The sequence below is a fragment of the Nonomuraea antimicrobica genome (genome assembly GCF_039536965.1).
Lineage (GTDB): Bacteria > Actinomycetota > Actinomycetes > Streptosporangiales > Streptosporangiaceae > Nonomuraea > Nonomuraea antimicrobica.
Genome location: NZ_BAAAZP010000101.1, coordinates 93,997 through 111,700, shown reverse-complemented (window position 1 = coordinate 111,700; position 17,704 = coordinate 93,997). Strand labels below are relative to the sequence as shown.

Genomic DNA, 17,704 nt, shown 5'->3' with positions numbered 1-17,704 from the left:
CTCTGGTGCCGCGGCATCGAGGTCACCGAGGACGCCTCCCCCTTTCATGCGCGGCAGAACGCTACAAGGAGACATCATGCGTGCAGTAGAGATCACCGACTTCGGTGGTCCGGAGAACCTCAAACTGGTCGACCGGCCGGACCCGACCGCCGAGCCGGGCCATGCCGTATTGGCGGTGGCAGCGGCCGGGGTCGGCCTCTTCGACGTTCTGATACGGCAGGGTGCCAAGCCTGACGTCGGCACCGGTTTCGTACCCGGTCTGGAGGTGGCGGGCACGGTGGTCGAGGTCGGTTCGGAGGACGACGCCGGGTGGGTGGGACGCCGGGTCTTCGCGCCGACCGGACAGGGCGGCGGCTACAGCGACCGTGCCGTGGTGCCCGTCGAATCTCTCGTAGAACTACCGGAGGACGTCTCGTCCCATGACGCGGTAGCGCTCGGGGTGAATTCCCTGGTCGCCGCGGCAAGCCTGGAAAGGGCCGACCTCAAGGCGGGCGAGCGGGTGCTCGTTCGAGGCGCCGGTGGCGGGATCGGCGTGCTCACCACCCAGCTCGCGGCCGCTCGGGGTGCGACGGTGATCGCCTCCGTTCCCGACCGGTCCGTCGCGCAGCGGCTGTACGACCTGGGGGCCACGGAAGTCGAGGGCCTGGACGCGGTCGACCCGGGCCCGGACGGCCGCTATCACGCCGTCATCGACATCGTCGCCGGTTCCGACGTGGCCGACTTCATCCCCCTGCTCCGCCCGAACGGCAGGTACGTGATCAGCGGCATCGCCGCAGGTGCCCCCACCCCCGACTTCGGCATGGCACTGTTCGCGAACTTCCAGCAGTCCTGGACCATCTCGACCCTCAGTCTCAGCAGCGCACCGTCGAAGACCGCCGCCGAGACCTTCGCACTCGTCTTCGCCGACTTGCGGGAAGGCCGCCTGAAGCCGGTGGTGCACGGCACCTTCCCGCTGGACGAAGCCGCGGCCGCGCACACTCTGCTGGAGTCCCGCGCCACCTTCGGCAAGATCGTGCTGACCGTCTGATTCGTCGTGACGAGCAGATCACCCGGTGGTACTGCCTGATGGGTGGTTCGCCTGGTCGGAAGCAGCGGCTGTCGGCCCGCCCGGACGGACGGTGCCGCGGTCGACGACGCGGCGTGTGTCTGTCAGGGTGTCTTCCGGGGCGGGATGTCGGCCGGCCTGTCGTGTGCGCCCGCCGGTTCGGCCGGCCCGGCTCTGCCCCCAGTCCGGGTCGAAGCGGGCCCGCCGCGGCCGATGGCCCCGCCGCAGAGATCGCCCTATCATCTGTGGGATCGCTGAGCATGACCTGCGGTCACATTCGGCGGGCGGCACGGGGAAGCGCCCTGTTAACTGCGGCAAGGAGGACACGGTGCCCGTTGTGGTGCGAGGTCGAGGAACCAGGGAACAGCTGGTGTGGCTGCCGGAGTGTCGGCCCGAAGGGACCGATACCACCGGCTTCATCGACGACCCCTACGCCTCCCTGGGGCTGTGCGGCGTCGCCCGTAGGAGCTGACGGGCCATGGCGCGAAGGACCGCCGTCGCCGTAGGGGTTTTCGTGACCGGCATCCTCCTCCTGGCGGGGGTGATGTTCATGGCGTCCTACGGGGACATGGCCTTCAACCGGTCGGTGGACGGCATGGAGCAGGTCGCCCGCTCCCTGGACGAGGGCGAGGTGCTCCACGATACGACGATCGGGGGCCTCACGTTCGTGACCGTCTTCGAGGAGGCCGGCGCGGTCTACTTCAGACGCGCCGACGAGCCGTCCGGGTATGTCTGGAGCCCGCACGGGCGACCCTCCGACACCTTGCCGATGTGGGGACCCTGGTACGCCTTCCGCGACCTCGATCACTAGACCCTGCGGCGGTACTGGCCGCCCGCCTCGGTGATCTGGCTTGGCGAGCAGACGCGGGCCGGGTCCATCAGCACCTCGAAGGCATTGCTGTCGGACATGCCACCTCGCGCAGCCGGTTCAGCGCCGCTCACGCCCGAGGCCACGATGGAGGTGCTGGAGCCGGTGATCGCCGGCTGTTCGCCGCCGCACGGCGTGGCCCGGGTGCCGCCCGACCCGGCCCCGGTATGGCGGCCGGGGCCGGGGGGCGGCTACGGGAGTGTCAGCGGTCGTTCCGGGTGAAGTGGAAGGGGCAGTGGGTGCCGCCCAGGCCGATGGTGGTGGGGCGGTCGAAGTGGAAGCCGTGCAGGTCGGGTTCGATGGCCTCGATCCAGTTGGCGTCGAACGCGCACATGGCCGGGGTCAGCTCCGGCGCCCCGTTGGCGACCAGGACGTCGTGGTAGAAGCACCGCCGTACGTCGAGGTGGTAGCGCTGGTCGTCGTCGGCGGACCTGTCGAAGACGAACCCGCTCCCGAACGCGTGCTCCTCGCGCGATCTGGACATCGCCACCATGGCCTGGAAGGGGTCCGGCGCGGCGTCCAGCATCGCCCGGGTGCCCTCCTTCATGGTGTCGCCGAGCGGTTCGATGAACGCCGTGCGTACGGCGGCGGTGGCCGCCTCCCGTCCCAGCCTGGGCAGGAGGAATTCGTAGGCGGCCACCAAGGCCAGGGTCATGCGCAGGTTGTAGCGGGCAGGCTCATCGACGACCATCGGCTGGTTGGCCGCTTCGAGCTCGTCCTGACGGGCCCGGATGGCGGGCAGAAGATCGCCGGGAAGCGCGTGCTCGCGCAGGGTCGCGGCGACGTGCTGGTAGAAGCCGTCGATGAGCAGGGCGGTGTCGCGATCGGGATCGGGGACGTAGCCGCCCTCAGCGAGTCCGAACTGGTCGGTGGACATGTGGGTCCTTTCGGGTACGGCCCGGCACGTACACGACCGCGACCACACCCGGAGGCGCGACTGGCCGTGCTCGCGACCGAGCGAGCACGCCAGCGCACTCCACCGACCTACCTGGCGCTGACAAGCTGTGTTGATATTGTCCCGCCAAGTCTGCCACGCCTGCGCCGGTCACGTCCACCGGCGGCTACCCGGCGGCGTCCTCCGGGCTGGCCGTTTGAGCGGCGCCTGGGAGACGCCGCTCGCGGTCATGGCGACGATCACTGCGATGCCGGCGGCGAGCCCGAATGGGAAGGAGGTGTACAGCAGCCCTCCGGCCACCCCTGTTCGTGCTCGGCGACGCCCTGGGTGGCGACGATGGTCGGCGGCCCGTAGGCGAGCGCGAACGCCAGGCTGATGATGATCACGGTGGGGCACATCGCGAGGTCGACGCACCAGCGTCGCGGAGCGCAGGATGCCCAGGTCGCGCTCATGTCGTCTACACGGGCCTCGGCATCACGCTGATGTCCGCGGGCTGAGCCGTGTCACACGCCGACGTGGGCGCTCGTCCTAGCACCAGAGCGAGCAGGCACAGGAAGGGACACAACATGACGAACGGCTACAGCAGGCCGGCCAGGATCTTCGTCCAGGTGGCCGTGGTGGTCGGCGCGCTGACGATGCTGGTCTTCGGCGTGTGGATGCGCATCGACCCGGCGGGCTTCGCGGTCTTCGCCCGGTTCCCCAATCACGTGCACTTCCTGCACGACGCCGGGGTCTTCCAGATCGGCATCGGGCTGATGATGCTGAGCGCGCTGGTGTGGCATGACGTGCTGTCGATCGTGCTGGTCGGGTTCTTCGTCACCAACACGCTGCACGCGGTGAACCACGCGGCCGACCTGGACCTCGGCGGCAGCCCGGACAACTGGTGGCAGCTCGGTCTCGTCTCGCTGCTGGCGCTGGCCGGCCTCGTGGTGCACCGCAGGCAGCTCAGCCGCCGGTCACGGGCTCACGTGTAGCCGGGTCAGGACCAGCCCGCTCCGGGCGGAGCTCGACCTCGAAGACGCCGGGGATGTCCGTGCCGATGCTCAGCGTCGACGGTCGCCCGGCGGCGAGCTCCGCCTCCCGGTCGTAGCCGTGCACGTGCAGCGTGTCGGCGACGACGGCGGCGCGTCACGCGCCCGCCGGGCGAACGTGCCGCAGGCCGTCCCGGCAGCTCGGATACTCCGGCCGCCACCCCAGCTCCCGCTTGGCCTTCTCGTTGGACAGCCGGATCCGGGTGCCCGCCATGAGCGCGTACATGTAGGGTGCCGGCCGCAGCAGCCAGCTCGGCACGGTGATCGGCGCCGGCGCCCCAGCCGCCTCCGCCACGGCGGCGACGAAGTCCGCGAACGTCACCGGGGTGTCGTCCACGACGTTGTACGCCTGCCCGGCCCGCCCACGATCGAGGGCCGCGACCGTGGCCGCCGCCGCGTCGGCGATGTGGATGGGCGAGGTGACCCCGGACGGCCTCGGCGCCGGCAGCATGCGCTTCGAGGCCATCGCCATCAGCTTGCGGGTGCCCGGCTCGGGGCCGTAGAAGAGCCCGTAGCGCAGCGCGATCCCGTCGACCCCCGGCGTGCCGAACGCCAGCCGCTCGTTGGCCCGCATCGAGCGCAGGTGCCGCTCGAAGGCGCCGCGGCCGGTCGGCGCGAACGGGTGGTCCTCGGTCAGCTCCGCCTCGCCGTGGTCGCGGTAGCCGTAGCCGAGGAAGAACGACTGCGTGACGAACCGGTGCGCGCCGACCAGCTCGGCCGCCCGCAGCAGGTTCGCCGTCCCCTGCTCGCGCAGGTTGTTGGTGGCGTGCAGGTCCCGGTGCCGCAGCGGCGTGCCGGTGATCGCGGTCGCCTGATGGATCACCGCGTCGGCGCGGTGTCCGCGCAACGCGTCCAGCAGCCGCCGCTCGTCCATCACGTCGACCACCCGCGTCTCGACGCCGGCGTCCTCCAGCAGGCGCGCCTTGCCGGGGGAGCGGGTCAGACCAAGCACCGAATGGCCGGCGGCGAGCAGTCTCGGCACGAGTTCGCCGCCGAGGGTGCCCGTCGCTCCCGCGAGCACGACCTTCATGTGCGGTCTCCTTCTGGCTGGTGGTGTGTCATCGAGCACGTTCCTTTCCTGAGGCCACGGCCGACTGTGCCTGGCCGCTCTACGATCAGACGCTGGAGCGAAGCGCGCTGTGACACGGTGTTTCGCCCGGGATGTCACACGGCCGGCGACGGGTTCGTCCCATGCAGGAAAGGCAAGCAACCGGGGAAGTCGTGGGACGAAACTGACGGACGACATCGTGGACGAGCGGGCAGCCGTCTTCGCCGCGAACCGCAGCCTGCTGCTCGCGGCGGCGTACGACATCCTCGGCAGAGTCACCACGTTCCGTCACCACCGAAAGCGGGCCAGAGCCCCTGGAAGGAGTGATAGCTCGAACCGGTACGCGCCAGGCAGACGGGTGGCCGCATGGGGGTGCTGGAGGTCGATGCGGACCGTGCTCTGCCGGTAGTCGCGATCCCACAGGCGGATCAGGTCGGCGACATGGTGGGCCAGTTTGTCGCCGCCCGGACCGTGCCCGATGACGCCGACCTCGTACGTCACCTCGCCGGCCGCGGTGGTGGTGGTGTCGGTGCGGCGCAGGGTGAGGTAGGCGAGGCCGCCCTTCAGGTTGGGGACTGCCATGGCGCCCCACGTGAAAGCGGGTGTGACCAGGCCGGTGTCGATCGCTTCCTGGCTCGCTGTCATCCGTGACAGACCGTCGTCCAGTGAGGACCCCGCCTGCTTCGTCCAGCATCGCCAGGTGTGTCGGGTCGCCGGCGACGCGGCCGGGCGGCGGCGGTAGACGGCGAACACCTCACGCCCGAGCGTTCAGAGTGCTTTCAGCGCCACTCAAGGGCCTCGTCCCAAGCTGCCTACCACAAACGGTACGGAGTTCGGCCGGGGTGGGCGGAGGCGCAACGCGCGGACGCCGCCCCAGGCGAGACGTACGGCTTCGACAAGCTGTAAAGGAGTGAAGTGTCGTTATCCAGCGGTATCCCGCTTCGCCGGCGGGTCACGGGTACGATCTCCCTGACCTTCGCTCCCCTGATGGTCGCGGTCGAGCGGCGGGTGGGCGACGTAGGTCACCTCGGTCGGCTGTGACGTCCCAGCGGACTGCCTCGTCGGTGGAGTGTGACGTAAACACGACAAGGAGAGCGTGCGGACACTCGTCTCAACTCCCTCGGCAACCGCCCTGGAACTGGCCGAACACGGCACCCGCAGCACCGACGCCGCCGCCGGCGTCACCGACGAGACCTGGGCGGACGCCCGACTGGCTCGTCGTCCTGCCCTCCCACATTGCCGTCATGAACACTGCCCAACCGCCTGAGCGTCATCACCCGGCAACCCACCGGGGGATACGCAAGACATACTCCGGCCGTGGAGGGAACGGGGGACCGGCCGCGAGACCGGCGCGTCACCGGAGTCCTCAGGACATGCTCGCTGAGCTGCCGCGCCCATGACAGCGGAGCACATAGAGCTCGGCGGCCTCCGCGTGACGAAGAGGCAACAGGTCACGACGGGCGCTTCAGGCTGTGCATCGCAACCGTTCTCCGATGACTCGTTCCGACTTTTCGTTCCCTTGCGCGGCTCCCGCTCTGGTGTACTGCTCCTTCACGACGCGGCATGCGTGATCTCGTGCGAGTTGCGTCCCGCAGATGACGCGACGGCCCTTCAGAGCGCCTGCGTCGCCGTACCGAAGGCCCTGGTCAACGTGCCCGCCAAGGACCTGGACGAACTGCTGTGCCGTCCCATCACGTCCACGGGCGGGATCGACCGGCTGCTGATCGCCTTCGTCACCGATCTGTGCGACCACGGCCCCGGCTTCCGGCCCGCCGACGGCCCGCGGGTGGGTATGGCGCTCCTGGACCTGGTCTGTGCGCTGCTCCTCAACTCCTTGGAGACCACCTCGACCGCCGCGCACGACAATCCCCGCCTGAGCGCCTTCACCCGACGTATCAAGGCCTACATCCAGCAGAACCTTCGCGAGCCCGGTCTGACACCCGGCGCGGTGGCCACCGCTCACCACATCTCCGTCAGCTACCTGCACAGGCTCTTCCAGCGACACGGCCACACGGTCACCGCCTGGATCAGGCAGCAACGGCTGGAGCGCGCCCGAAGCGATCTGGCCGACCCCGCCCTGCGCGACGTCCCCATCCAGGCCATCGCCGAAGCATGGGGCTTTTCCCACGCCTCGGACTTCAGCCGGGCGTTCCGCCGCGCGTTCGGGAGCTCGGCGAGCACCTTCAGACGCCAGGTGCATCGCCAGCAAGCTTCATGGAACGCTGGGGACGACTTCCCGCAGCGAGCATAGACCCGTGGGAGTGCCGCGACCTGTCCAACGACCCTGGCCGCGTACGCCGTCCTACGATGCGGGAAGACCCTCAAGGTGGCGGCCGCGACGCGCCCGACAAGCTGCCGGAAAGGGCGGACACCGGCGTGTCTCCCAGCAGGTCCGGTAGCCGGGCCTCGGCCGGGCGTTCCAGGTATCGCTGGGAGGCGCCCATCCAGTCGGCAGCGATACAGCGGCGCTGGTCGCAGGGCCACTCTACCGCGCAGTTGTCGTAGTTCTAGCTGAGGAGATCGTAGACCCAGGGCTGCTCATCTGCTCGCTGGCCGGGCAGGGTGTGGCGGGCGGCTCCGGCGTCGTCCGTAATCGTCAGGACGCTGTCTTGTCGGACCGGGGCGCCAGGCCACTTGGTCGGTCCCGCCGCGAAGGGATCGTGAGAGCCACGGGTTCCGCGTGGGCCGGTCACCGCGGTGGGGACATGGGCACTCCCTCCAGATCGCACCACTGAACAAATACTTCCACGTGGTTAACAAACGATTCATTAAGTCGGAAGTGGATGTACGGTCAAAATATTGTGGACTGGGCGTTAATGACCTTGTCCAGCAGTTCTGGCAATCTGAATCCACAACGGCCAAGGGCGCATTTTTGACAGAGCAGCACGTCAGAGGTCGTTGAGAGATACTCACGTCCTGAACGCTCAAGAAAGGGATCTCCATCATGGTTCGCACCATGCGCAGAGCCGGGTTCGTCGTCCTCACCGTGGTCGCCGCCACTGCAGCCCTCTCCACCACCGCTCAAGCAGCGCCTAAGAATGGCTCCTGCGAGACGGGCGAATTCTGCGTGTACGAGAACTACAACCGTAGCGGAGGAATTGTCGACTGGACGGGCCCCGACACCAACTACAAGGACAACTCCTGGTTCGGCACCACCGATGGGATCGACAACGAGACAAGCTCGGCCTGGAACAGAAAGGCCTGCCAGGTTCAGCTTTGGCAGCACGTCGGTGGCTCCGGAGCTGTCGCCCGCATCTCGGCCGGCCGCATCATTGACAACGTGAGGGACGACACCGATCTGGGTGACAATATGGCGAGCGCGCACACGATGAGCTGCTGAACCATACCTCTGGCCCGGGACCTCGCCAGATCCCGGGCACCGTCTCGTTCAGTCCGGCATCGCAGGGCATCCCGGCCCCCCTTCATCCATATTCTTCTGGTGAACGGTGATGAGAAACCGAATCAAAGCTGTGATGCTGGTTATTGCATCGATCATCGCGCTGAGCGGCATCGGATGCCACACCATTCTGGACGGCCGCGAGTCGAGTGCTGCCGAGCGTGCCGCTGCCGTTGATTTGAGCCTGCCTTTCGACGCCTACGAACTCACCGGCGAGGCGCGTTCTCGCTACGACCGGGCGTTGGATCTACTCGCCCGCGCGTGCATGAATAACGCCGGATTCGATTGGTACGTGCCGCCGCAGCCAAATCCTGGATTCGACGTCAAGCGGCGCCGCTACGGAGTGATCGATCCAGATGTCGCAGAACGCATCGGTTACCATCTCCCGGTCAGCGCCCAATCACAGCTGACTCTGCGCAAGCGAAATGAGATCCTCAAGAATCCACGTGCGGCTGATAAATTCTTCGGCACCAATAAGGCTGGGAACTCGGGAGGTTCCGGCCGGCCCGCAGATGATGGCTGTGCCATGTGGGCTTACCATCGGCTCGAACGCTCGGTCGGCAAGACCGACGAGCAATTGCTTATTCGTCTCGACAGAGCGTCCCTTGACGCCGCAAAAAATCAACCCAGCGTACAAGCCGTGAACAAGTCATGGCAGACATGCATGCGCTCTCGTGGACTTTCCTACGCCTCTCCCGACGACGCCATCGCCGACAAGGCGTGGAAGCTGAACACCCCGACGGTATCGGCGAAGGAGCGAGAGGTGGCCACCGCGGACGTCATATGCAAGTACCAGGTCGACATGGTGGATGTGGCACGGCGCGCGGAGGTGATGATTCAACAGAAGAACATCGCCGAGAACCGCACAGAGCTGGAGCTTTTGCGGCAGGCTACACAGGCCCGCGAGAGGAACGTAGCAGCGGTTCTGGAGTCGCTGGAACGCTAGCGCTCTTGCCCCGACCATGGTTCGCACAATGAGCAGAGCCGCCGTCCCCTCCGTGGCGCAGTAACACGGCGCTGATCCTCACGTTGGCGATCGGGATTCCGCTTCTGCTGCCCGGCGGTTGCGCCGCCGTGGTGCTGGTCTTCGCTCCCAGTGGCAGGGACGCGGTGGTGACCGAGGCGGACCCCGGCCGGGGAGCGGTCTTACCATCCAGCCAGCCGCCGGCGGAACAGGCGCAGGAGCAGCCCAAGCAGCAGCCGTCCACGGCGACGGTCGGGGGGTCGATCACCTTGGAGGGGATGGACCCGGGTCCGAAGGTGGCGGTGACGGTGGACCAGTTCATCAACCCGGCCACTCCGGCCGAGGACCCCGAGTCGGTGAAGTCGGTGAAGTTCCAGTACGGGCTCGACTCGGGTTTCGCTGATCAGAAGGGCGAGTGGACGCTCGACTGATGTCGGTTCCGCTGTGGAGGTGCTGCAGTTCGGTGCGCGGTTCCGTCTCGCTCGGCGGTAAGCGTTCCGATCTCGTTGTGGGTCTGGTCGAGTTCGGTTGTGAAGCCCGCAGCGAGCGGGGCATCGAAGGCTTACTTGGTGCTGCCGGTCGTCCATGCACGCGGAATCGGTCGTTGGTGGGGAGGGCGGTTCAGGGCGTTCTGAGCATGCCGCCGGGGATGTTCAGACGTCTGTCCACACCGGGCCGGGTGAGATCGTGTTCATCCGCAGCCCCCGGGCGCCGAACTCCTCGGCCAGCGCCTTGCCGAGGTTCGACAACGCCGCCTTGTCCTGGAGCTGGAGGAACCCGCCGGCGGGCGTCCGACTCTCGATCTTGGCAAGCGTTCTGCCGTCAACGCATGGCGGGTGCGGGGCCTGCCGATGTAACCTATCCGATCTCTCCGACTTTTCTCTTCCTGTCAGGAAGGGTAGTAATCATGTTCAGAAAGGATCCGATGGGCGGTCCTGCCCCGAGTTCCACCCAGCACGAGGAAGGCGCGGTCGACCGGCGCCGCTTTCTGACAGTGCTGGTCGCCGCGCCTACCCTGACCCTCGCGCTCGGCGCGACGACCGCCCCCGCGGATGCCGATTCGAGCGTCCCGCAACCCGCCGACATTCTGGACGCCGGCGACGCGCTCATCCTCGCCGGAACCCCGACCGCGCACCTGATGCTGGTCCTGGAGGTGACCGAGAGCGGCGAGGTTCAGGTCGAGTTGCCCCGAGCCGAAGTCGGCCAGGGCATCACCACGGCGGTGGCGATGCTGGTCGCGGAGGAACTGGACCTCCCGCTGCGCAAGGTGCGCATCCGGCTCGCTGACGCACGGCCCGAACTGCTGCTGAACCAGCTCACCGGAGGGTCCAACTCGATCCGCTCGCTCTACGATCCGGTGCGCAAGGCCGCCGCCGCCGTGCGAGCGCGCCTGGTCGCGGCGGCGGGCGAGCTGTGGGACGTGCCGGCCGGCCGGCTGGTCACCCGGAACGGCGTGGTGGTCTCACCGGACGGGCGCAGAGCCGCGTACGGCTCGCTCACGACCCGCGCGGCCAAACTTCCCCTGTCCCGGATCACCGCCAGGCCCAAGCCGGAGTCCGAGCACAAGCTGGTGGGCACCGCGACCTCGCGCGTGGACGCCCGCGCGATGGTCACCGGCCAACTGCGGTACGCGCTCGACCTCGACGTGCCGGGCGCCAAGCCGGCGATGGTGCGGCGCCCGCCGACGATCAACGGCACCGTGCGGTCGGTACGGAACGAGGCGGCCGTTCGTCGCATGCCCGGCGTGATCGACCTCGCCGTCATTCCGACCGGTGTCGCGATCATGGGTGAGACGTTCGGGCAGGTGGTCGACGCCGTCGAGGCGCTCGATGTCACCTGGAACGCCGGGACGATCGACGCCCTGTCCGACGCCGACATCCGCAAGCGCCTGCGCGCCGCGGCGCCGCCTCCCGCGGTGCCGCCGTTGACCGACCACATCGAGGCGGAGTTCGACTTCGCGTTCGTCAGCCACGCGCCGCTTGAGACCAACTGCGCGATTGCCGACGTGCGCAAGGACCGGGCCGAGATCTGGGCCGGCCTGAAGTCGCCGGTCCTCGCACAGCAGGACGTCGCCGCGGCGCTCGGCCTGCCGGAGCGGCAGGTCACCGTGCACGTGACGCAGAGCGGCGGCTCGTTCGGCCGCAAGCTGTTCCCCGATGCCGCGGTCGAGGCGGCGCGGATCTCCAAGGCGATGGGCAGGCCGGTCAAGCTGATGTGGTCGCGCAAGGACGACATGCGGCACGGTCGCGCCCGCCCGGCTAGCCACCACAAGATCCGCGTCACCCACACGCGCGGCAAGGTACTGACGTACGAGCACCGGGTGGCCGCCGTGGAGACGGATTTCCGGCACGGCGTCGGCGAGTTTCTCACCGCCACCGCGACCAGGCTCCCGGTGGCCGGGAACATGACCTTCGCCGCGACGGTCTTCCACTTGACGGTGAAAGTTCCCTACCGCTTCGGCGTCGTCACGGAGTCGCTCAACGAGGTGCCGCTGAAAATGCACACCGCGAGCTGGCGGTCGGTGTGGTCGGCGAACACCCGCGGCGCCGAGGAGATCATCGTCGACGAACTGGCGCGGAAGATGGGCAAGGACCCCGTGGCCTTCCGCCGCGAGTTCCTCAAGACCGCCCGGCAGCGCGCCGTGCTCGACAAGGTGGCGAAGGAGGGGAACTGGGGCCGCGACATGCCGGCGGGCTGCGCCCAGGGCGTGGGGTTCCACGACGAGTACAAGTCCTGCACCGCCTGCCTGGTCGAGATCGACGTGCGGAATCCGAACCGGCCGAGGGTGGTCAAGGCCGTCATCGCCGCCGACGTCGGCCGCCCGATCAACCCGAGCGGGCTGGAGGCGCAACTGCTCGGCGGCCTGACCGACGCGATCTCCACCACCTTGCGCGCGGGCCTGCACATCGACAAGGGGCTGCCATTGGAAGGCAGCTACTCGCAGTTCCGCTACGCGCGGCAGCAGGACTCGCCGACCGACGTGCGGATCTTCATCATGCCGGCCAACGGCGAGCCCGGCGGCGCGGGCGAGCTCGGCGTGCCCGCCGCGGTCGGCGCCATCGCCAACGCCTACGCGCGGGCCACCGGCACCAAGCCGCGCAGCTTCCCGATCGACTTCGAGGTCGACTTCACCCCCTTCCCCCGCTGAGGAGCCACGAGATGCCCCGATACACCTTCTCGGTGAACGGGAAGACCGTCGCCGTCGAGGCGCCGGCCGACCTGCCCCTGCTGTGGGTGCTACGCGACCGGCTCGGCGTGACCGGCCCGAAGTACGGTTGCGGCATCGACGTCTGCAAGGCGTGCACCAGCCACCTCGACGGAAAAGCGATCAACCCGTGCGTCGTCCCGGTGGCCGAGGCCCAGGGAATGGAGGTCACCACGATCGAGGGGCTCGCCGAGGGCGACCGGCTGCACCCGGTGCAAGAGGCGTGGCTGGAGCAGGACGTCGCGCAGTGCGGCTACTGCCAGCCGGGCCAGATCATGGCCGCGGTGGCACTGCTGCGGGAGACCAAGAACCCCACGGACGCCCAGATCGACGCGATCCAGAACGTCTGCCGCTGCGGCACCTACTTCCGGATCCGGGAGGCGATCAAGAGCGCGGCGGCGAAAATGTAGTGGCCCCGGCGCGACCCTCGGGTGCCCGAATGATCTTTGGATAGATCGTGGGTAATGTGGTGTAGATCATCGTCTTTGTCAGACTAGGAGTCGCATGACCGAGCAGGAACGGGCTCCAGCAGGTATCGATCCCACCGTGCCGAGCGTCGCCCGGATGTACGACTACTTGCTCGGCGGCAAGGACAACTTCGCCGCCGACCGCGAAGCTGCCGCGCGAATCATCAAGATCTCGCCCAATGCGAAGGAGATCTCACGAGACAACCGGGCGTTTCTGGGCCGCGCCGTACGCGCGGTCGCCGAGCTCGGCATCCGCCAGTTCCTCGATATCGGCACCGGCCTGCCGACCCAGGAGAACGTCCACCAAGTGGCGCAGCGCGCCAATCCCAGCTCCCGGGTGGTCTACGTCGACAACGATCCGATCGTGCTCGTGCACGCCCGCGCCCTGCTGGCGACCACGCCGGGCACCATCGTGGTGAACGGCGACATGCGCGACCCCAAGGCCATTCTCGGCCACCCGAAGATCACTCAGCATCTCGACCTGAGCAGTCCTCTGGCCGTGCTCCTGGTCTCCGTGCTGCACTTCATCCCCGACGACGACGAGGCGTTCGGCATCGCGCGTGACATCCGCCAAGCCCTTCCCTCCGGCAGCCATCTGATCCTCTCCCACGTGACGGCGGGCGGACTCAACGGCGAGGACGTCGGCAAAGGCCGCGCGATCTACCGGGGGACCACATCGGGCGGCCTGGCCCCACGCTCGCGCGAGCAGATCGCCTCCTTCTTCGAGGGCCTGGAACTGCTGGAGCCGGGCCTGGTGGCGCCGGCCGTCTGGCGCGCCGACGGCCCGGGGCAACTGGCGATCAGCGGCCCGGGGGGCGCCGGCTTCCTCGGCGCCGTCGGACGCGTCCCCTGACAACCGCCGCGCCAGACCGCTGCCGGCACCTCCGGCGGAGAATCGCTGCCATGGGTGTCGAGGCGGGGCGCCGGCGCAGGAGCCCTTCTGGTCGCCCGTTGTCGGCTGAGTTTCCCGCCGCCCGGCTCGGGCCTTGTGGTCCGATCGCGATCGATGCTGTAGCCGTTTTCCGACACTTGGCCGGCATGATGCATGTCGGTCTGGCCCGCCGCGGAGACCCGTTGCGCCACGCGCTCGTCATGACTGCCGATCTCCCCGACATCGGCGCTTCTGACCGGCGCCCGATACCTGCGCGCCTCTCCACGATGATGCTCGGCAACCAGATCGGAGGCGAAGTAGCGATCGAAGACGGCACCGAAGCGATCAGGGTCATGCCGCGACGCTTCTATCACCTGCGCGTCGGTGGCCTCGCTGGGCGGCGCTCAATTGGGGGAGCTGGCACCGCCTCATGAGGCGTTCTCGTGTTCCGGCCAGATTGCCGCCCCAGGTCAGCCGTTCGCCGTGGCTGGCCGTACAGGTGCGAAGGCCGTCTGACCGGCGCGGCGGAAGCACCAGAGGCGACGGCCTAGCGCGACCGCCCCGAGCACGCTGCAGGTGAGGCAGAAGAGCGCCAGCAGCGGCAGCAGCCAAAGGGTGACGATCCAGTACTGGACGCTGAACGCCCCCCAGATCAGCGTCGGCGGCACCGTGCCCAGCACCGTCACCAGGGCAAGCGGCACGAGCCGCAGAACCAGCCTCGGCCGGCGCGCCGCGCGGCGTCGCGAGGCCCAGCGGCGCGCTCGGACGGCCGCGGTGACCAGCAGCGCGGCCATCCCCACCGTGAGCCCGAGCAGGACCGTGTTCACGACGGTGAGCGGGTTGCTCATCGGCGTTGCCGGTGCCCCGATCCGTTCGGCGAGAAGGTTGGTCGAGAGCAGGCTGGGGTCGCCGCCGCTGTTGGTGAGGACGAGGGCGGCCACACCGGTCTTGGGCGAGAAGACCATGTCCCCGGTCCACGTCGCCAGCGTTCCGCCATGGCCGATCACCGACGGCGGGGCGTCCGCCGCGACGGGGCGGGACTGCCAGCCGAGGGCGTAATCGCCGGCCTTCGGCTGGACGGTGTGCAACTCGGTCAGGGAGTCGGCACTCAGCAGGTCCGGCCCGAAGGTTGCCTGGTTGAAGCGCAGCCACCGCACCATGTCGTCCAGGGTCGAGATCACCCCGCCGCTGCCGGCGCAGATCCCCGGCATCTCCGGTGCCGCGAGGGCGACCCCGAGAACGACCTCGTACCCGGACGGCACGCCCTCGGCACGATCCGAACACCCCAGCGTCGAGCTGGTGCCGGTCATGCCCAGCGGCGTGAACAGCTCGGTGTGGAGGAAGGCGTCGAAGGACTTGCCCGACACCACTTCGACGATCCTCGCCGCGATCGAGTAGTTGGTGTTGTGGTACTCCGAGCGGGTACCCGGATCGGCGGCCAAAGTCTTGTCGGCCAGCCCGGCCACGATTTCCCGCGGACTGCGCGGAGGCGGGAACACGTACTCGTCGTTCGTGCTGTTCGACAGCCCCGAGGTGTGGCTGAGGAGCTGGCGCACGGTGATCCCGGTGAAGCGCGGATCGGCCATCCTGAAGTCGGGCAGGACCTTGATGACCGGGTCGTCCAGGGAGACGCGGTCACGGTCGACCAGCAGCATGATCGCCGAGGCCGTCATCGACTTGCTCATCGACGCGATCCGGAACCGAGTCCGCGCCGTCACCGCGTTGCCGTCCCCGTCCCGGCCGCGGACGATCGTCTCGACCGACGACCCGTCGATCACGGCCGCCGCGACACCCGGCGTACCGAAGACGGAGCGGTAGTCGTCGACCAGTCGTTCGCCGGTGGCATGGGCCGGTGCCGTCCAGCCGAGCAGCACGGCGACGAGCACACCGCCGAGGACGAGGAGGGAGGTCACACGGGGAAAGCGCAGAAGTGGGAAATGCACGACGTCGAACCTAGGCCGGGCGTCACCGGCCGGGCATCACCCCGAGGGGTGAGACGGCACCACCCGGCAGGATGGAATCTCAGCCGGGCAGATCGTTGCGACCCACGAGCCCGTTCTCGTACGCGTGGATCACCGCGTGCACGCGGTCGCGCAGGTCCAGTTTCTGCAGGATGGCCCGGACGTGCGACTTCACCGTGTTCTCGCTCAGCACCAGTTCCGCGCAGATCTCGCTGTTGGACCTGCCGCGGGCGAGCAGGCCGAAGATCTCGACCTCGCGTGGGGTGAGGCCGTCCAGGGCCGCCGTCCTCCGCATCGGCACCTGCCGTACGAGATCGAGGATCGTCGCGGCCACCCCCGGGGCCAGCGCCGACGTCCCGGAGGCGACGTCACACACGGCCTGGGCCAGGGCGGCGGGCCGGACGTCCTTGGTCAGGTAGCCGCTCGCGCCGGCCCGGATGGCGGCCACGACCAGTTCGTCATCATCGAACGTCGTCAGCATGAGCACCCGGGTCGCCGGTGCGATCCTGACGATCTCCGCCGTGGCGGCGACCCCGTCCATGCGCGGCATGCGGATGTCCATCAGGACCACGTCGAGGCGGTGCCGCCGGACGACCTCGATCGCGTCGCTGCCGTTCGCGACGTCGTGGGTGACCTCGATGCGTTCGTCGGCCGACAGCACCGTTCGGAGCGAGGCCCGCAGCAGCTCCTGATCGTCGACGAGCATGACCTGGATCCCGGTCATACCCCCTCCTTCGTGGGGAGCCTCGCCCGCAGCACCCACCCGTCGTCCCCGTCGTCGATCGACAGGGTGCCACCTGCGGTACGCACACGTTCCTCGATCCCCATCAAGCCGGTCCCCTGGCCGCCGACGTCGCGAAGCTCCTTGCCGCCGTCGTCGCGCACCTCCACCACCACCTCGGCCGGGGTCCAGCGCAGGCGAACGGTCACCTCGACCGGTGGTTCGAGGTGGCGCAGCGCGTTGGTGATGCCCTCCTGCACGGTCCGGACCGCCGCGACCTCGGCACTCAGGCTCAGTGGCCGTCGCTCACCCACCTCCGCGAACGTCACCGCATGGAGCGGGCTCCCCGCCGAGGCCACGAGGTCAGGGAGGGCATCGAGCGAGATCGGGACCTCTCTGGGCCGGGAAGCGGCGCGCGGCGCCACGGTGGCCGGGCCCAAGGTGGCCAGCATCGCTCGCAGACCTTGGTGGGCGTCCCGGCCGACCTCGGCGATGTCGCCGAGTTCGCGGCGGGTCGCCGGATCCGCCGTCGTCACCGCCGCGGCCTCGATCCGCGCGACCATGACGGTGACCGTGTGGGCGATCACGTCGTGCAGGTCGCGGCGGATATTGGCCCGTTCGTCCGCGACCGCCGCGGCCAGTCGTTCGCTCTCGGCTCGTCGGCCGGCCTCGTGCCTGCGACGTACCAGCAGGGCCGCGAGCCACACACCGCCGACCACGAGCATCAGCAGCCCGCCCTCGACCAGGCGGGCCCACCCAGGGATGTCAGGGGGCAGCCGGGCCCACGCCACCACCTCGGTGAGGACGATCCCGAGCGCGGCGACGGCCAACGCAACCACCGAGGACCTGACCGAGACCAGGCTGGTCAGCCGCCACAACGTGAGGGGGAAGCACACAGCCGAGGGCAGCATGCTCGGTGACCAACCCAGGAAGGGCATCATCACCATGACGAGCATGGCCAGCGCGCCGATCGCGTACCCCACCCACGGCCGTCGATGGGCCACCACCGCTCCCACATGGAGCAGGACACCAGCACCCGCCGCGGCGACGATCTGCCACAGGTCCGCGCCGAGGTGCCAGACGCCCGCCAGGATGATCACCGTCAGGAGAGCCAGGACCACGTGCGCCACCACCGTCGTCGCCGGCCATGTGCTCCGGCGCTGGGAGGCTGTCATGGTCGTCGCCTTCCGGTGGGCTCGTGGTGGGGAGCCGTACCTGGCTCGACGTGCCA

Annotated in this window: 20 protein-coding genes; 12 read left to right on the top strand and 8 right to left on the bottom strand. The window is 68.8% G+C overall.

What is annotated here, in order from left to right; genetic code table 11:
* Nucleotides 1-76 precede the first annotated feature (76 nt).
* The 3 genes from ABD844_RS28425 to ABD844_RS28415 all read left to right on the top strand — a co-directional run bounded on the left by ABD844_RS28425 (nucleotide 77) and on the right by ABD844_RS28415 (nucleotide 2,135).
* Nucleotides 77-1,027, top strand: a complete 951-nt coding sequence (locus tag ABD844_RS28425; RefSeq protein ID WP_344884553.1) for a quinone oxidoreductase family protein — start codon at nucleotides 77-79, stop codon at nucleotides 1,025-1,027.
* A 496-nt stretch (nucleotides 1,028-1,523) separates the two neighbouring features.
* A complete protein-coding gene (locus ABD844_RS28420) occupies nucleotides 1,524-1,856 on the top strand; it encodes a hypothetical protein (RefSeq protein WP_344884550.1) in 333 nt (110 codons plus the stop codon).
* A 96-nt stretch (nucleotides 1,857-1,952) separates the two neighbouring features.
* A complete protein-coding gene (locus ABD844_RS28415; RefSeq protein ID WP_344884547.1) occupies nucleotides 1,953-2,135 on the top strand; it encodes a hypothetical protein in 183 nt (60 codons plus the stop codon).
* Here ABD844_RS28415 and ABD844_RS28410 read toward each other — a convergent pair.
* Both ABD844_RS28410 and ABD844_RS28405 read right to left on the bottom strand, forming a co-directional pair.
* Entirely contained in the window at nucleotides 2,116-2,790 is a 675-nt protein-coding gene (locus tag ABD844_RS28410) for an L-2-amino-thiazoline-4-carboxylic acid hydrolase (protein ID WP_344884544.1), read from the bottom strand. The genes ABD844_RS28415 and ABD844_RS28410 overlap by 20 nt on opposite strands.
* Nucleotides 2,791-3,047: 257 nt before the next feature.
* On the bottom strand, nucleotides 3,048-3,194 hold the full coding sequence (locus tag ABD844_RS28405; protein WP_344884541.1) for a hypothetical protein: 147 nt from the start codon (nucleotides 3,192-3,194) through the stop codon (nucleotides 3,048-3,050).
* A 180-nt stretch (nucleotides 3,195-3,374) separates the two neighbouring features.
* Between ABD844_RS28405 and ABD844_RS28400 the strand changes: the two genes are divergently transcribed.
* Complete coding sequence (locus ABD844_RS28400) at nucleotides 3,375-3,782, top strand: hypothetical protein (protein WP_344884538.1); 408 nt, start codon at nucleotides 3,375-3,377, stop codon at nucleotides 3,780-3,782.
* Nucleotides 3,783-3,936: 154 nt separating this feature from the next.
* Here the strand turns inward: ABD844_RS28400 and ABD844_RS28395 are convergent, their stop codons facing one another.
* On the bottom strand, nucleotides 3,937-4,869 hold the full coding sequence (locus ABD844_RS28395) for an NAD-dependent epimerase/dehydratase family protein (protein ID WP_344884535.1): 933 nt from the start codon (nucleotides 4,867-4,869) through the stop codon (nucleotides 3,937-3,939).
* A gap of 306 nt (nucleotides 4,870-5,175) precedes the next feature.
* Entirely contained in the window at nucleotides 5,176-5,532 is a 357-nt protein-coding gene (locus tag ABD844_RS28390; protein ID WP_344884532.1) for a class I SAM-dependent methyltransferase, read from the bottom strand.
* A 937-nt stretch (nucleotides 5,533-6,469) separates the two neighbouring features.
* Here ABD844_RS28390 and ABD844_RS28385 point away from each other — a divergent pair.
* The 4 genes from ABD844_RS28385 (at nucleotide 6,470) to ABD844_RS28370 (ending at nucleotide 9,679) form a co-directional block, all read left to right on the top strand.
* Nucleotides 6,470-7,138 (top strand): helix-turn-helix transcriptional regulator, encoded by a 669-nt coding sequence (locus ABD844_RS28385; RefSeq protein WP_344884529.1) that lies wholly within the window; start codon nucleotides 6,470-6,472, stop codon nucleotides 7,136-7,138.
* Nucleotides 7,139-7,831: 693 nt separating this feature from the next.
* Nucleotides 7,832-8,227 carry a peptidase inhibitor family I36 protein gene (locus ABD844_RS28380; RefSeq protein ID WP_344884526.1) on the top strand — a complete coding sequence of 132 codons (396 nt, stop codon included), beginning with the start codon at nucleotides 7,832-7,834 and terminating at the stop codon, nucleotides 8,225-8,227.
* A 109-nt stretch (nucleotides 8,228-8,336) separates the two neighbouring features.
* On the top strand, nucleotides 8,337-9,230 hold the full coding sequence (locus tag ABD844_RS28375) for a hypothetical protein (protein WP_344884523.1): 894 nt from the start codon (nucleotides 8,337-8,339) through the stop codon (nucleotides 9,228-9,230).
* 83 nt (nucleotides 9,231-9,313) lie between these two features.
* Complete coding sequence (locus tag ABD844_RS28370) at nucleotides 9,314-9,679, top strand: hypothetical protein (protein ID WP_344884520.1); 366 nt, start codon at nucleotides 9,314-9,316, stop codon at nucleotides 9,677-9,679.
* Between the two features lie 222 nt (nucleotides 9,680-9,901).
* Here the strand turns inward: ABD844_RS28370 and ABD844_RS28365 are convergent, their stop codons facing one another.
* On the bottom strand, nucleotides 9,902-9,997 hold the full coding sequence (locus tag ABD844_RS28365; protein ID WP_425568672.1) for a hypothetical protein: 96 nt from the start codon (nucleotides 9,995-9,997) through the stop codon (nucleotides 9,902-9,904).
* Between the two features lie 80 nt (nucleotides 9,998-10,077).
* On the opposite strand from ABD844_RS28365, the gene ABD844_RS28360 reads away from it, so the two are divergent.
* The 4 genes from ABD844_RS28360 to ABD844_RS28345 all read left to right on the top strand — a co-directional run bounded on the left by ABD844_RS28360 (nucleotide 10,078) and on the right by ABD844_RS28345 (nucleotide 14,225).
* Nucleotides 10,078-12,396: a xanthine dehydrogenase family protein molybdopterin-binding subunit gene (locus ABD844_RS28360; protein WP_344884517.1), complete on the top strand. Its 2,319-nt coding sequence runs from the start codon at nucleotides 10,078-10,080 to the stop codon at nucleotides 12,394-12,396.
* A gap of 11 nt (nucleotides 12,397-12,407) precedes the next feature.
* A complete protein-coding gene (locus ABD844_RS28355; RefSeq protein ID WP_344884514.1) occupies nucleotides 12,408-12,863 on the top strand; it encodes a (2Fe-2S)-binding protein in 456 nt (151 codons plus the stop codon).
* Nucleotides 12,864-12,957: 94 nt separating this feature from the next.
* The gene (locus tag ABD844_RS28350) at nucleotides 12,958-13,773 is read left to right on the top strand and encodes an SAM-dependent methyltransferase (protein WP_344884511.1); all 816 of its coding nucleotides are present in this window, start codon (nucleotides 12,958-12,960) and stop codon (nucleotides 13,771-13,773) included.
* 50 nt (nucleotides 13,774-13,823) lie between these two features.
* Nucleotides 13,824-14,225 carry a hypothetical protein gene (locus ABD844_RS28345; RefSeq protein WP_344884508.1) on the top strand — a complete coding sequence of 134 codons (402 nt, stop codon included), beginning with the start codon at nucleotides 13,824-13,826 and terminating at the stop codon, nucleotides 14,223-14,225.
* A gap of 36 nt (nucleotides 14,226-14,261) precedes the next feature.
* On the opposite strand, the gene ABD844_RS28340 is transcribed toward ABD844_RS28345, so the two are convergent.
* The 3 genes from ABD844_RS28340 to ABD844_RS28330 all read right to left on the bottom strand — a co-directional run bounded on the left by ABD844_RS28340 (nucleotide 14,262) and on the right by ABD844_RS28330 (nucleotide 17,648).
* Complete coding sequence (locus tag ABD844_RS28340) at nucleotides 14,262-15,734, bottom strand: serine hydrolase domain-containing protein (RefSeq protein ID WP_344884505.1); 1,473 nt, start codon at nucleotides 15,732-15,734, stop codon at nucleotides 14,262-14,264.
* Between the two features lie 79 nt (nucleotides 15,735-15,813).
* Nucleotides 15,814-16,476 carry a response regulator gene (locus ABD844_RS28335; RefSeq protein WP_344884502.1) on the bottom strand — a complete coding sequence of 221 codons (663 nt, stop codon included), beginning with the start codon at nucleotides 16,474-16,476 and terminating at the stop codon, nucleotides 15,814-15,816.
* Nucleotides 16,473-17,648, bottom strand: coding sequence for a sensor histidine kinase (locus tag ABD844_RS28330; protein WP_344884499.1), 1,176 nt, complete (start codon nucleotides 17,646-17,648; stop codon nucleotides 16,473-16,475). The genes ABD844_RS28335 and ABD844_RS28330 overlap by 4 nt, the downstream gene beginning before the upstream one ends.
* Nucleotides 17,649-17,704: the final 56 nt, after the last annotated feature.

What these genes read in the sequence shown, in the direction of transcription:
- ABD844_RS28425 (WP_344884553.1), top strand. Translation starts at nt 77, where the DNA reads ATGCGTGCAGTAGAGATCACCGACTTCGGTGGTCCGGAGAACCTCAAA.
- ABD844_RS28420 (WP_344884550.1), top strand. Translation starts at nt 1,524, where the DNA reads ATGGCGCGAAGGACCGCCGTCGCCGTAGGGGTTTTCGTGACCGGCATC.
- ABD844_RS28415 (WP_344884547.1), top strand. Translation starts at nt 1,953, where the DNA reads ATGCCACCTCGCGCAGCCGGTTCAGCGCCGCTCACGCCCGAGGCCACG.
- ABD844_RS28410 (WP_344884544.1), bottom strand. Translation starts at nt 2,790, where the DNA reads ATGTCCACCGACCAGTTCGGACTCGCTGAGGGCGGCTACGTCCCCGAT.
- ABD844_RS28400 (WP_344884538.1), top strand. Translation starts at nt 3,375, where the DNA reads ATGACGAACGGCTACAGCAGGCCGGCCAGGATCTTCGTCCAGGTGGCC.
- ABD844_RS28395 (WP_344884535.1), bottom strand. Translation starts at nt 4,869, where the DNA reads ATGAAGGTCGTGCTCGCGGGAGCGACGGGCACCCTCGGCGGCGAACTC.
- ABD844_RS28390 (WP_344884532.1), bottom strand. Translation starts at nt 5,532, where the DNA reads ATGACAGCGAGCCAGGAAGCGATCGACACCGGCCTGGTCACACCCGCT.
- ABD844_RS28380 (WP_344884526.1), top strand. Translation starts at nt 7,832, where the DNA reads ATGGTTCGCACCATGCGCAGAGCCGGGTTCGTCGTCCTCACCGTGGTC.
- ABD844_RS28375 (WP_344884523.1), top strand. Translation starts at nt 8,337, where the DNA reads ATGAGAAACCGAATCAAAGCTGTGATGCTGGTTATTGCATCGATCATC.
- ABD844_RS28360 (WP_344884517.1), top strand. Translation starts at nt 10,078, where the DNA reads ATGGCGGGTGCGGGGCCTGCCGATGTAACCTATCCGATCTCTCCGACT.
- ABD844_RS28355 (WP_344884514.1), top strand. Translation starts at nt 12,408, where the DNA reads ATGCCCCGATACACCTTCTCGGTGAACGGGAAGACCGTCGCCGTCGAG.
- ABD844_RS28350 (WP_344884511.1), top strand. Translation starts at nt 12,958, where the DNA reads ATGACCGAGCAGGAACGGGCTCCAGCAGGTATCGATCCCACCGTGCCG.
- ABD844_RS28345 (WP_344884508.1), top strand. Translation starts at nt 13,824, where the DNA reads ATGGGTGTCGAGGCGGGGCGCCGGCGCAGGAGCCCTTCTGGTCGCCCG.
- ABD844_RS28335 (WP_344884502.1), bottom strand. Translation starts at nt 16,476, where the DNA reads ATGACCGGGATCCAGGTCATGCTCGTCGACGATCAGGAGCTGCTGCGG.
- ABD844_RS28330 (WP_344884499.1), bottom strand. Translation starts at nt 17,648, where the DNA reads ATGACAGCCTCCCAGCGCCGGAGCACATGGCCGGCGACGACGGTGGTG.